Origin of the sequence: Streptomyces sp. NPDC051364 (assembly GCF_040682115.1) — a bacterium.
Lineage (GTDB): Bacteria > Actinomycetota > Actinomycetes > Streptomycetales > Streptomycetaceae > Streptomyces.
This window is the reverse complement of sequence record NZ_JBFBAH010000051.1, coordinates 1-12,131: the sequence shown is the minus strand read 5'-3', so window position 1 is coordinate 12,131 and position 12,131 is coordinate 1. Positions and strand designations below refer to the sequence as shown.

Annotated in this window: 10 protein-coding genes, 1 tRNA gene and 2 pseudogenes; 5 read left to right on the top strand and 8 right to left on the bottom strand. The window is 70.1% G+C overall.

The features are described from left to right. Positions 1-142 precede the first annotated feature (142 nt). Positions 143-288: pseudogene (locus tag AB0M76_RS41365) on the top strand (SDR family oxidoreductase); the annotation flags it as partial. Between the two features lie 83 nt (positions 289-371). Here the strand turns inward: AB0M76_RS41365 and AB0M76_RS41360 are convergent. The 5 genes and pseudogenes from AB0M76_RS41360 to AB0M76_RS41340 form a co-directional block, all read right to left on the bottom strand. Continuing rightward, positions 372-1,364, bottom strand: a complete 993-nt coding sequence (locus AB0M76_RS41360) for a hypothetical protein (RefSeq protein ID WP_365957928.1) — start codon at positions 1,362-1,364, stop codon at positions 372-374. A 395-nt stretch (positions 1,365-1,759) separates the two neighbouring features. Then, positions 1,760-2,752: a helix-turn-helix domain-containing protein gene (locus tag AB0M76_RS41355; protein ID WP_365957927.1), complete on the bottom strand. Its 993-nt coding sequence runs from the start codon at positions 2,750-2,752 to the stop codon at positions 1,760-1,762. 137 nt (positions 2,753-2,889) lie between these two features. Next, positions 2,890-6,621 (bottom strand): S8 family serine peptidase, encoded by a 3,732-nt coding sequence (locus AB0M76_RS41350; protein ID WP_365957926.1) that lies wholly within the window; start codon positions 6,619-6,621, stop codon positions 2,890-2,892. Between the two features lie 701 nt (positions 6,622-7,322). Beyond that, positions 7,323-7,643 (bottom strand): annotated as a pseudogene (locus tag AB0M76_RS41345) (aquaporin); the annotation flags it as partial. Further along, on the bottom strand, positions 7,640-8,017 hold the full coding sequence (locus tag AB0M76_RS41340) for a metalloregulator ArsR/SmtB family transcription factor (RefSeq protein WP_365957924.1): 378 nt from the start codon (positions 8,015-8,017) through the stop codon (positions 7,640-7,642). The gene AB0M76_RS41340 and the pseudogene AB0M76_RS41345, both read right to left, overlap by 4 nt. An 89-nt stretch (positions 8,018-8,106) precedes the next feature. Between AB0M76_RS41340 and AB0M76_RS41335 the strand changes: the two genes are divergently transcribed. The 4 genes from AB0M76_RS41335 to AB0M76_RS41320 all read left to right on the top strand — a co-directional run bounded on the left by AB0M76_RS41335 (position 8,107) and on the right by AB0M76_RS41320 (position 10,265). Beyond that, positions 8,107-8,613, top strand: a complete 507-nt coding sequence (locus AB0M76_RS41335; RefSeq protein WP_365957923.1) for an ArsI/CadI family heavy metal resistance metalloenzyme — start codon at positions 8,107-8,109, stop codon at positions 8,611-8,613. Between the two features lie 269 nt (positions 8,614-8,882). Further along, positions 8,883-9,119, top strand: a complete 237-nt coding sequence (locus AB0M76_RS41330) for a hypothetical protein (RefSeq protein ID WP_365957922.1) — start codon at positions 8,883-8,885, stop codon at positions 9,117-9,119. Then, positions 9,112-9,366, top strand: coding sequence for a hypothetical protein (locus AB0M76_RS41325; RefSeq protein ID WP_365957921.1), 255 nt, complete (start codon positions 9,112-9,114; stop codon positions 9,364-9,366). The genes AB0M76_RS41330 and AB0M76_RS41325 overlap by 8 nt, the downstream gene beginning before the upstream one ends. A 356-nt stretch (positions 9,367-9,722) precedes the next feature. Then, a complete protein-coding gene (locus AB0M76_RS41320; RefSeq protein WP_365957920.1) occupies positions 9,723-10,265 on the top strand; it encodes an SRPBCC family protein in 543 nt (180 codons plus the stop codon). A gap of 232 nt (positions 10,266-10,497) precedes the next feature. On the opposite strand, the gene AB0M76_RS41315 is transcribed toward AB0M76_RS41320, so the two are convergent. The 3 genes from AB0M76_RS41315 to AB0M76_RS41305 form a co-directional block, all read right to left on the bottom strand. After that, positions 10,498-11,244, bottom strand: coding sequence for a DUF2071 domain-containing protein (locus AB0M76_RS41315; RefSeq protein WP_365957919.1), 747 nt, complete (start codon positions 11,242-11,244; stop codon positions 10,498-10,500). Beyond that, positions 11,241-11,573, bottom strand: a complete 333-nt coding sequence (locus AB0M76_RS41310; protein WP_365957941.1) for a metalloregulator ArsR/SmtB family transcription factor — start codon at positions 11,571-11,573, stop codon at positions 11,241-11,243. Before AB0M76_RS41310 ends, AB0M76_RS41315 begins: the two co-directional genes overlap by 4 nt. 469 nt (positions 11,574-12,042) lie before the next feature. Continuing rightward, positions 12,043-12,116, bottom strand: a tRNA-Met gene (locus tag AB0M76_RS41305). Positions 12,117-12,131 lie beyond the last annotated feature (15 nt).

Here is a 12,131-nt window from a genome sequence, read left to right as displayed (position 1 = left end):
CCGGTCCTGCGTCCGCGCGCCAACCGGGGCAGGACCTACCGGGACCCCCGCCGTCAGAGCAGAAGGGCATTCCCCTGACCGGTTCCCCCGCCGCTGCGGCGCGCCGGCCCACCGCGGCAGTGGTCACCGGAGCCGATACCGGGGTCGGCCCCGGGCCACTGCCGCCCCGCTCGACCTCACCGAACTGCCCGGGGCGTCAGACGTCATCGACCCCTCGCCGGGGACCTCGGCCGGATCGACCTACTGGTCAACAACGCCGGTACCGGCACGGCCGAGCCGTTCCTCGACCGGCCTCGGCCAGGTCCTGGGCGTGTCCTCGGCGACTGCGGGTAACCCGCCACCCCCGGCGGATACACGGCACGGTCAGGCCGTCAGCGCCCCAGCGCGTTACGGACCGTCAGCCCGTGGTGGCGGTGCAGTCGGTGCATCTCCCACCAGGACAGGGCCGTGACGGTGACGGGGGCGCCGAGGATGAAGACCGCCCGGGCACCCGCCGGGACCTGCGGGTAGGCGCCCGTGGCCACGTCCAGGAGCGCCATCTCCCACACCAGGATGCCGGCGAGGACCGGCGGCACCACCTCGTGGATGTCGGCAGTACGGAAGACGTGCACGAGCGACAGGCCGATGCCGTAGAGAGCGAAACCGATCGACCACAGGCACAGCACCCCGATGACGATCTTTCCCGGCAGCCCGACAGCATCCCGGAGCCCCGCCAACTCCGGCGCCATCGCGAGTGCCGAGGTGCCCATGGACGCCATGATGGCCACCACCGCGCCGAGCGAGCGCAGGGCCCGTCGCAGGTAGACGCGCCGCAACCCGCCCCGCGCGGCCGCCACGAACGCGCCGACCACCACGGGGATGGTGCAGACCAGCACCAGAACGCTGGACCAGCTCTGGTCGAGGCGATCGTCCGCCACGGCCTTGACGTCGTCGGCGCTGACGACCGCCTTATAGGCGACCATCAGGCCCACCCAGGCCACCAGCCCCAGCGCGGTCCGCCACAGCTGGAGCTTGCGGACCTCCGGATCGTTCACGATCCCCGGACGCGAAGGACGGAAGGCCGACTGGGCGGCGTACAACGGGTTGTAGAGGCCGCGCAGGATCTTCCGGCCCCGCGACGGTTCGACGCGCGGCGGCGGAACCGGCGGATGGCCCCACGCGTACGGGTACCCCGGTGGCGGGACCGGCTGCGCATACGGATACCCCTGCGGCGGGACCGGCTGCGGATACGGATACCCCGGCGGCGGGGCGTACGGAGGCCCCTGCGGCGGGACCGGGGAGCCCTGGCCGCCCCACCCCGCCGGCGACCGACTGCCCGCACCGCCCGCCGGACCCCCGTACCCGCCCCCGCCGTAACCGCTCATGCCACGCACCCCCGCTTTCCTGCCCTGTCGAACCCACGCATCGTAGTCGCCACGAGCCCACGAAGCGGGCTGCCGACGGCCCGTGATGGAGCAACACCCGGCGGCGGGATCCGCTGGTGCGACGTGGCGCGTGCCACTCCCGGACGGCGGCCGGCCGCTCCGGCGCCGGAAACGTATACGCCGACGAGGGCAGCCACTGGGACGTGACCTTCTACAACTGCGGTGGCTGCTGACCCGCAAACCCGGCACCACTGCACAAGTGCTCGAGGACGACAGCCTCTTCGGACGTCGCCGGACTTCCGGAGAGGGTTTCCGGACCGACAGCAGTCAGGGACGGGTGCCCACCGGCAGGCCGTGCTCGGCCGGACGCTCGGGACCGACCCGGCGCAGGACCTTCACTGTGGCTCTGCCCAGCCGTGTCGGACGGCGTGACCGCCGAGCTGCATGCGGGTCCGGACCCTGGCTATGTCCATGAGGTGGCGCAGGCGTCGCTGCAGCGTGCGCGGTGAAACACCGAGCTGTGTCGCGACCGCCTGGTCGGTCAGGCCGGCCAGGAGGAGCGCGAGGATCCTCCGGTCGAGGTCGGTCGGGCCTTCGGGCCCGAGTTCGACGGCGGCCTCGGCTGCTCCGCCGGTGCCCGACAGCTCGAGGGGGTGGGCGGTGCGCCATATCGTCTCGAACAGCGCATCCAACGCGTCCAGCAGACCGCTACGGTGCAGCAGCACGGCGCCGGGCTCTCCGTCCGGTGTGACCGCGAGCGGCACCAGGCCGAGGTCGGCGTCGGCCAGTACGAGTTTCATCGGCAGCTGGTCGGCGACGCGCAGTTGTACGCCGTTGTGCAGGGAACGGATCGCATCGGTCACGATGCCCGGCTCTGCCAGCGCGGCCCGGTCCAGAATCGCGCGGAATTGCACGCCGCGGCTGAGGGCCACGGGTTCGGCCGTGTTCTCCTCGGGGGGCACGGCGACGAACGGTGCGGTGATGAAGGTGCGGACCTGGGTGCGGGCTGCGTGCTGTACCTGCAGGAAGCGATGACCGATGGCGTCGACGCCCGTGACGACCTCGATCAGATCGTTGATGCTGCTCCCGGTCATCGCTGCCCGGTGCTCCTCGGCGAAGGTCACCAGGGCCTGCTCGGCCATGCGCAGCCCGTCTCGGCGCTGGCTGATGAGAGAGCCGAGCGCCATGGCCGGCGGCGCGGCGGTGAACTGCTCGTCCGCCGACCTGATCACCAGTCCCCACCCGACCAGGCGGGACAGGGCCTTGTCCACGTCGGCTCGCGGTACGAGGAGCCGGTCCGACAGCAGCTTCGCGGTGGAGTTCGGCAGCCCGAGGAGCGTCCGGTAGACGCGCTCGTCATCGGGTTCGAGGCCCAGCACATCCAGCATCGACGACCGACTCCGTTCCGCTTGCCACAGCGGGGTGAGTATGCGCCACGGAGGCAGACCATGAGTAGTCCCTGCCGGGAGCAGCGGTGACGGGAAGGGCCCCGGGGAGTCGCCTCCCCGGGGCTTGACTGCGTGGTTCATCGCAGGCCGTACGCCCGGATGATCTCGTTCTTGACGCTGTAGCCGCTGTTCGTCTCGGCGCCCGCGCGGACCGAGATGAAGCCGCCGGGCTTCTTGGCCGTCCTGAACGAACCCTTCCAGTAGCCGTCGGCGCCCTTGGCCAGGGTCACCTTCTGCCAGGTGGCGCCGTCGTCGTACGAGACGTCCAGCTTCACCGTCTTGACGGTGCCCGGCAGGGGGCCGCCGTCCATCGACACCGGCTTGAGCGCGATCTGCTGGGTCGCATTGGCCTTGACGTCGCCGTGCAGGTCCGACTCCAGCTTGTAGTCCAGGTTCAGCACCGAGAACCGCTCGAAGAATGCGGAGTCGACGGTGTCGGACATGAACGTCCACTCGGTGTGGGTGCGCGTCGAGAGCCGGAAGACGTCACCGGGCCGCTCCGCGTCGAGGACGGCGCGGTAGGGCAGGTTGCCCTTCGGCACCTCGATCCACTGCATGTCCGTGCTGTGTGGATTGTCGTGGATCAGCGTCTTGCCCTGGAAGACCTGCAGGCGGGTCGGCGTTTCACCCCACGGCAGGTAGCCGCCCAGCCGCATGGTGTCGCTGGAGGAGGCCCATGCCTGCACGTTCCACGTCATCTGGTTCTGCCAGCGGGAGTTGTACACGCCGAAGGACTCGCCCTGGCCGGGGCGGATCGCCGGAGCGAACCAGTCCAGCCGGGTGGTCCTGCCCTTGGCGTACGTGTTGTCGCCCGACACCATCACCCACGGCATGGCGCCTTGGACGCCCTGCGCGTGGAACTCCCTCCAGACCTGGCCTGGGGTCACCCATTCGGTGCGGGTACCCGGGTGCCATTCGCGCTCGGGGAGGTTGAACGACGGGTTCAGGGTGAAGTCGGAGCGGTAGCCTTCCGCCGCCCCGCCCCCCGTGGCCGAGTAGTAGCGGGCATCGATCCGGGCGAGATCACCATGGGCCGGCTTGTAGACCAGGGCGCGGTCCGGCACCTGGCCCGGGTAGTCCCGGGTCAGGTCGTAGACGAACGGCGTGTACTCGGTCTGCTTCACGGTCAGCTTGAAGGTGCCGGCCTTGGCCATCGCGATGAGGGTCTTGCCCGCGTCGCGGTGCACGGTGGCGACCGGGATGGTCGACTCGCCGACGTACTCCATCAGGGCACCGACACCGTCGTTGACCACGATCAGCGCCTTCGCACCGGCCGCCACCGCAGCCTCGGCGCGCGCCTGTGACGAGACCTCGTCGCTGCGCTCGACGACGACGGCCTTGCCCTTGGCGCTGACCTTCTCGTATGCGGCCGCCGCGCCGTTGCCCGCGTAGACCGCGTCCAGCTTGTCCGTGGCGGTGCTCAGCGCGCTTCCCGCCTGCACCAGCGCCTCGAAGCCGAGCCGGCCGCCCAGCGCGCTCAGAGTGAGCGGGGGCTCGCCCTTGCGCCAGCGGGTGATCAGCATGAACTCGCCCTGCGTCATCGGCTCCGTCGGTGAGACGTAGACGTCGTCGTACGTCGGCGGCACCACGTACCCGCTGCGGAAGTCCGTGAACGGGTCGAGGCCCTTGTAGTGGACGTTGAAGTCGACCTTGCGCTGGCGGTCCTCGGTGCGCTGCGGAGCCTCGGTCTGCAGCAGGCGCGCCTTGCGGGCGTCCAGCACCACGTCCGCGGAGCGGTCCTTGAGCAGGGTCTCCGGGTCGACCATCACGGCCAGGCCGGAGCGGTCCGCGTCCTCGCCGGCCACGTCGAGGTACGCCGCGACGGTGTACGTACCGGGCGCCATGCGCAGGGTGGTCTGGCCGTCGACGTACACCGACCACGGCCAGAGGTCACCGGCCAGGTTGATCGTGGCCCAGCCGGCGGCGGGCTTGCCGTCCCGGCCGACCAGCTTGATGTTCAGGTCGTAGCGCTCCTCTTCCTTGAGCAGCGCCACGGAAGTGCGGGTCACCGGCTTCCCGGTGGTCGCATCGGTGCCTATCACGTAGCCGACGTCCCGGCCGGACGGGGCGGTTCGCGGGTCACCGGTCACCGGGACGGCGGCGGTGCCGCCCGCCGGGACGGTCACCGTAGTGGCTCCCAGTCTGAACGGGCCGCCGTCGTCGGCCAGCGCCAGGTTCAGCCTGACGTCGGATGAACCGGAGTTGGTGAAGGTCAGGTCCTTGGTGACGGCGGCGTCGCTCGGCTCGTGCGGCCACGTGTAGTTGCCGAAGAAGAGCGACCCGGTGCTGCGGACCGTGGTGCGCACCGCGGCGGCCACGTCGAGACGGCCGGTGCCGACCTCGTACGGCGAGTACCGGTCGCCCAGCCCGTTCGCGGTGCTCATCAGGTGTTCCTTGAGCCGGGCGCCGGTCCAGTCCGGGTGCTGCTGGGCCAGGATCGCCGCCGCGCCGACCACGTGCGGGGTGGCCATGGAGGTGCCGCTGAGGGTGCGGTAGAGGCCCTCGCCGCCGCTCATCTCCTGCGAGCGGGCTGCTGTGATGTCCACGCCGGGCGCCGCGATGTCCGGCTTCATGGCGCCGGAGTAGGCCAGCGGGCCGGTGCTGGAGAAGGACGCGAGCTGGTCCTGCTTGTCCGTGGCGGCCACGGTCAGCGCCGAGGCGGCCGCACCCGGGGCGGAGATGCTCTCCGGGCCCGCGTTGCCGGCGGCGATGACGAACAGCGTGCCGTACTGCGCGGACAGGGCGTCGACCGCCTGCGACATCGGGTCGCTGCCGTCCGTCGGGTAGGAGTCGCCGAGGCTCATGTTGACGACGTCCGCACCGGACTCGGCGGCCCACTGCATGCCGGCCATGACCCAGGAGTCCTGGCCGGAGCCCTCCGGGCCGCCGAGCACCTTGCCGACGACCAGGTCGGCGCCGGGGGCGACGCCCTTGTTGGCACCGCCGGAGGCGGCGCCCGAGCCGACGATCGTACTGGCCACGTGTGTGCCGTGCCCGTTGACGTCGGTGACGGCCTCACCCGGGACGAAGCTCGCCGTGCCGTCGATCAGGCCGGCGAAGTCGGGGTGGTTGACGTCGATGCCGGTGTCGAGCACCGCGACCTTGACGCCCTTGCCGGTGTACCCGGCCGCCCAGGCCTCGGGCGCGCCGATCAGCGGCACGCTCTCCTTCAGGTTGGCCTTCACGCGACCGTCGAGCCACAGCTTCGCCACACCCGCGCCCAACGTCGTGCTGCCCCGCGGGGCGACGTCGGTCCAGAAGGTGCGGGCCTGCCGCTTCTCGGTGCTGAGAGCGGCACCGCGGATGCCCTTGAGGTCGAGGGTCAGCTTGCTGCCGCGGGGGGCCGTCGGCTCGCCGGCCGAGCGGGACTTCGACTGGGCGTACGTCGCGATCAGCGGCACCGCGGGCGACTTCGCGTCGTCGTAGCCCATCTCGATCAGGTCGGTGACGTTGAACAGCCGCCGGTCCAGCTTGTCGGTGCCCAGCAGCGGCACCGCCTCGTCCGGGATGACGAACAGGTCACCCTTGACCTGTTGGACCTTCACGCCGCCGACGGCGCTCTCCGGCCGCTTGACGTCGGCCGTCTGCCGGCCGTCGGCCATCGTGGTGACCGTGACGACATCGCCGGTGACCAGAGTGACCTTGTGGGTCGCCGAAGGCTGGGCGGGAAGGGTGGGCTTGCTCGGAGCGGCTTGAGCGGGCGTCTGCAGAACTGCGAGCCCGGACGCCAGCAGCGGCACCACGGTGGCGGCCGAGATCAGCTGCCACCGCCTGCGCCGGGAGGCGAAAGCCTGAGAGGGGGAGAACATGCCATGGGTCTATCGGCCCGGTAACACCGCCGTGAAGGCCTGGCGACGGCAAGTCCTCGCCATGGCGAGGACTCGCCAGCCGTGAACCGCGCGAATCCGGGCAAGGCGAACCCGGCAATGGCGAGCGACACTTGATCCAGCCATTCCCGCTGGTCGGAGGCGCCAAAGCCGCTGGCTCGTCAGCGACTTCACGGCGCGGCAGCGTCAACCTCGCCCCGTCGCCTTCGTCGTGCCGACCCACGAGGCGGCTACGCGCCGTAGGCCCGGCTTCTTCGAGCTCCTGGGACGGAAACGGCCGGGCGACATGGCAGTTCGGGTCGGAGATGGTCCGCGGCACACAGCACATCGTGTGGCGCGGCATGCCAAGAGCGCGGTGGCCGTGTGTGCCCTCGCCGACGCCGCCGGTCCTGAGTGGTGGAGTAGATGGAAAGCCCTGGTGAGGTGCGCACCGGCCCGGCTGACCCTTGACCAAGTTCGGCCGGACACACGTTTTCCCTTGAAAAGGTTCGCTGCCCAGCACGTTCCCCTTGACCAACGTTGCGTCGGCCGCCGATCAGGCCGCGGACAAGACATCCGATGCAGTTGACCCGTCAAGCGGCGGCGGTTGGCTGTGGTGTGCATGACCCTGAAGGCTGCGTTCCGTCCCAGACCCGTCGCGGCGACCGGGCTGCCACCGGGGATCGGCTGGGGTGAGACTTCTCTCCGGCGATGGCCCCGGCGATCTGGGCGGGCACGTAGGCCGCCACCTCCCGTGGGCTGGGACCGTCGGCCGTACGGCGGCCGGCGAACCAGGCGGCGAGTGTCACGACGGGGTTGAAGTGCGCCCCGGAAATGGGGCCGAGCAGGGCGATGATCACTCCCAGGCCGAATACGGTCGCCAGAGAGTTGGCCAGCAGCTGCACACCGATGTCGCGGGTCAGCTCACTCGCCTGGATCCCGGAGCCGACCACCACGGCCACCAGCACCGCTGCGCCGACGGCTTCGACCGCGGCCCGCCGCGCGAGAGGGGCTGAGGCGCTCACGCGGAGGCCTTCGCGGGTACGACCGGTGTCTCAAGGAGGGCGGACAGCTTGGCCAGGGCCTCGGGGAGCACCCAGTAGTACACCCAGGTACCCCGCCGTTCGGAGCCGACCAGCCCGGCCTCGCGCAGCACTTTCAGGTGGTGGGAGATGGTCGGCTGGGAGACGTCGAACGGGCCGATCAGGTCGCACACGCACGCCTCTCCGCCCTCGTGGGAGGCGATCAGGGACAGCAGTCGCAGCCGGATCGGGTCCGACAGCGCTTTGAACATCCGCGACAGCTCGGCCGCGTCCACTTCGCCCAGCGGCTCACGGACCATCGGGGCGCAGCATGCCTCGTCCTGGCCGAGCACCGGCAGATCAGCTTGTTTCGACATCCCTCTATGTTGACGTCTGCCTATCCAGGTGGCAACCTTGACTGTATCGACAGCTGTCGATACAGCATCGTCTCGGATGGGAGCCCGCAATGTCACGAGTCCAGCTCGCCCTGCGCGTCGCCGACCTGGAAGGCTCGATCGCCTTCTACTCCAAGCTCTTCGGCACCGAGCCCGCCAAGCGGCGCGAGGGCTACGCCAACTTCGCCGTCACCGAGCCCCCGCTGAAGCTGGTCCTCATCGAGGGCGAGAGCGGCGAGGAGACCCGCCTGGACCACCTCGGTGTCGAGGTCGCCGGCACCGAGGACGTCAACGCCGCCACGACCCGGCTGAAGGAGGCGGGCCTGGCCACGTTCGAGGAGAACGACACCTCCTGCTGCTACGCCCTGCAGGACAAGGTGTGGGTGCACGGCCCGGGCAAGGAGCCGTGGGAGGTGTACGTGGTCAAGGCCGACGCCGACACCCTGGAGAAGGCCGATGCCTCCCCGGACGCCTGCTGCGGCACCATCGCCTGCTGCACTCCCCAGGAGCAGGCCCTCGATCCCGCGCAGAGCCCGGCGGAGGCGAAGGCCGCCGCAGGGTGTGCATGCGGAAGCTGACCGGCTGCCTGCCGGGCAGGCGTCTGCGCCTGCAGCACGCGCACGACCGGATGTGCTGTGGGGCTTCCAGGGCGGTGGCTGAGGCCTCGTTCGGCTCTTGCCGGGCCCGCGACGCCTGGCACCATACCTCGCGAGCTGGGCCGGCTGCGGCTGCTGTGTGAGCGGTCGGCGGGGGCCGCCGGGGCCACGATTCGTCCGTACCGAGCTCCGGCGGCCCGTCCCGGCGATACCGTGGTGACACACGCCAGATGACTGCCCAGGAGCCTCGGATGAGCCAGCAGCCGGCCATCGCGCCCGCGCCCGAACGCCAGCCCCTCGACGGGCGCGGAGCCGCGGCCGTCCTCGCGTGCGCAGCCGACCAACGCGCGAAGGTCAATGTCAGCGCCTCGGTGCTCGAGGACATCGCCGCGAACGGCTACCCGTCCCCGGAGACCCTCAGGCTGTGGGAGACCGCTCGCGAAGGCCACCTCGACCGTCTCGCGGACGAGCAGTCCCGCGTTGCCTGACCACTCCGCGCGCCGCTCGCGCGTCGTCATGGTGGAGCCCGCGCTCACCCAGCTCGCCAAGCTCACCGCGAACGAGACGCACCGTCTGGACCGCGCGATCGTCGCCGTCAGCGTCAACCCCGAGCTCGGCACCGAGGTGCCCGGCACCCTGCTGCGCGACTACGCGGACGAGATCGACGGGGTACGCGTCATCTACTACGTAACTGCCCTGCGGACCATCACGATCGTGGCCTACGTCGAAGCCTGAGTGCACACCAGCAGCGCCCCGGATCCGCTTGGGTCATCTCCCCGCACCGCTTCAGCATGTCGTCATCGAAGACGTCACGTCGGTTTCTGGCGACGAACAAACCGATCAGCCACGCGGGCGGCTCGGGCAGAAGCCGCCGACGCGCGGCGAGCGCCTCCCGCTCCTCTGCCGTGCTCGGCGCCCGCTCGGCCTGGCTGGGCTCGGCGCGTAGCGAGCCGGTCGAGGATGCGAGTCGAGCCACAGCCTGCCGGCTGCAACCGACGGCCGCCGTGGGCGCCGTTCCTCCGCGGCTCTAAGATCAACGCCAGTCATCGAGTGCCGGATCGTCTGGTCCGGACCACGAGGGAGGGACGCCCGTGCGGTATGCCGAGGGGCCGAGTGTGTGCTGTGACGTCTACGTCGAGGCGGCTCCGTCTCAGGTGTGGGGCCTTGTGACCGACATCGGTCTGCCGGCGCGCCTGAGCCCTGAACTGCAGCGCGCGGAATGGCTGGATGGTGCGGAGGGGCCGGCGGTGGGCGCGCGCTTCGCTGGGTACAACCGTCATCGAATGATCGGTGAGTGGCGGACCGTCTCGCACGTCGTCCTGCTGGAGGACCAGCGGGTGTTCGGCTGGGCGGTCGTGGACCCGGACGGCCGGTACGGTGACCCTGTCCCGGACCCGGCGCTGCCCCTGGCCACGTGGCGCTTCGAGCTCGATCCGGAGGGGGCTGGCACCCGGCTGCGGCAGATCGCCCGTATCGGGCCGGGGCGTTCCGGGGTAAGCCTGGCGATCGATCGCACGCCGGAGCGGGAGGAGGAGATCCTGGCCTTCCGGCTTGCAGAGCTCCGCGCCAACATGGAAGCCACCCTGCGCGGCCTCAAGGCGCTCGCCGAAGAAGCCGACCAGCTTGATCTTTGACCTCTGACGTCGAACGGTGCGTCGAACTCGATCACTCGGTTCGGTAACCGCCGTACGCGGAAGCGGCCTTCGTCAGCGGCCTTCGTCTGGATCATGTGCCGACCAAGGAAACACTCACATCCAGCGCGAAGGCCGTGGGGGATGAGTCTCCTGCCTCACCGCCACCGCCACCGGCCTGGCTCTGACACCACCGACCCCACCCTGAAAACCTCAGTAGCTGTGACTCGGCGCTTCACTCGGCGAGTTGAGCGCCTCGGTTGGCGGCCATGGTCGGGAGCGGGCGCCAACTGGCGGGAACGTTGCGCATGACCAGGGCACAGTCCAGGGTTGCGCTCCCTGGCGGGAAGCGGTCTGGGTCGTCGAAGAAGGTCGACGCGGCGGAGCGGACCCGGCCGGCTTCCACGTGCCAGGCGTCGGTGTGCAGTTCCATGCCGTCCAGGTGGCGGCCGGACCTGGTGGCCGAGTAGCCCTTTGCCCCGTCTTGAAAGAAACGGGAGGCCTCGGCGAGATCGGCGAAGAGCTCGCTGCCCCGCAGCTCGTCGGACGGCTCGACGGTGACGTCCACCCGGGTGTCGCCGTCCCACGTCGCGAAGGCGACACGCACCTGTCCGGGTGTCTCGTGCACCTCGAAACCGGCGCGGCCGTGTTCGCCGGGGAAGACGCGGCCTCCGGCCCAGACGTTGAGCCGTGAGGCGGTGTCGCGACGCGGGATGTAAACGCCGGTCTCGATGCCGTCCGGTCCGTCCCATTCGACGGCGATCCGATGCGCCGCGTTCTCGCTCCGCAACCCGAACGCTCTGGGGGCCCAGACCGGCCGGACACTTCCCAGCCGCAGTAGGCAGATGCCCGCGACCGCGTGGCCGTGCACCAGTTGCGGCCGCAGCGGATCAGGAAGCAGGCGTGCCGCGGCGTCCGGGGCGACCCGGTAGTTCACCAGAAGCCGTCGTTCAACGACGCTGGTCAAACGTAGTTGCCTCATGATCCCTCGCTCTGCGCCCCGGGGCGCCATTTGGTATGGCGCAGGACGATCTGCTCGGGGCAGACGGCGCTGAGAAACCGGCCGATGCAGGTCGCCAAGCGATCCTCGGCCAGCGTGTAGAGGATCCGGTTGCCGTCCCGGCGCTCGGTGACCAGCCCCGCTCCCTTGAGCACGCCGAGGTGCCGTGAAATGGACGGCGCACTGATCGCGAATCTGCTCGCGATCTCGCCTGCCGCGAGCTCACCGCCTCTGAGGTCCTCAAGGATCTGGCGCCTCGTCGGATCAGCGAGTGCGCGGAACACCCCTGCCTCGTCCTGAGCTTCTGTCATGTTCAATATTTAGCACATTAGCTAAAGACCTATCGATCGGACCGGCAGCCTTTGATGGCATTGTCGCGGCCCAAGCCTCAAATGGGAGCAAGGTGGACAAGGATCCGGCGCAGTGGCTGCCGTCGGACGGCTCGTACCACTGCACGTAGGCGGCGACCTGGGTCGGGACGAGGCTGCGCTGGGACCTGGCGTAGACGAGGCGGAGATGCCGGCAATAGGAAGAGGGCTGGACAGGTTCCGGCGGTCACAGCCCAGCGGTATCCCGGATCCGGCACAGAGCTGGGCCTGCTGCCCGAGGCAGACCTGGCACGCATGCCGTGTGGGCCGGGGGCGGGCTTTCCGGGGCTGATGCGGGTGTATCGGCAGCGCAGAGGCTAGGTGCGACGATCTCGTGACACCTGGGCCCGAGCTCCCCGAGTACGGCAGAAGGGCCCGGATCCATATGAGGATTCGGGCCCTTCCGGTGTAGTAGCGGGGACAGGATTTGAACCTGCGACCTCTGGGTTATGAGCCCAGCGAGCTACCGAGCTGCTCCACCCCGCGTCGGTGAACCCCACC

What these genes read in the sequence shown, in the direction of transcription:
- AB0M76_RS41360 (WP_365957928.1), bottom strand. Translation starts at nt 1,364, where the DNA reads ATGAGCGGTTACGGCGGGGGCGGGTACGGGGGTCCGGCGGGCGGTGCG.
- AB0M76_RS41355 (WP_365957927.1), bottom strand. Translation starts at nt 2,752, where the DNA reads ATGCTGGATGTGCTGGGCCTCGAACCCGATGACGAGCGCGTCTACCGG.
- AB0M76_RS41350 (WP_365957926.1), bottom strand. Translation starts at nt 6,621, where the DNA reads ATGTTCTCCCCCTCTCAGGCTTTCGCCTCCCGGCGCAGGCGGTGGCAG.
- AB0M76_RS41340 (WP_365957924.1), bottom strand. Translation starts at nt 8,017, where the DNA reads ATGTCGAAACAAGCTGATCTGCCGGTGCTCGGCCAGGACGAGGCATGC.
- AB0M76_RS41335 (WP_365957923.1), top strand. Translation starts at nt 8,107, where the DNA reads ATGTCACGAGTCCAGCTCGCCCTGCGCGTCGCCGACCTGGAAGGCTCG.
- AB0M76_RS41330 (WP_365957922.1), top strand. Translation starts at nt 8,883, where the DNA reads ATGAGCCAGCAGCCGGCCATCGCGCCCGCGCCCGAACGCCAGCCCCTC.
- AB0M76_RS41315 (WP_365957919.1), bottom strand. Translation starts at nt 11,244, where the DNA reads ATGAGGCAACTACGTTTGACCAGCGTCGTTGAACGACGGCTTCTGGTG.
- AB0M76_RS41310 (WP_365957941.1), bottom strand. Translation starts at nt 11,573, where the DNA reads ATGACAGAAGCTCAGGACGAGGCAGGGGTGTTCCGCGCACTCGCTGAT.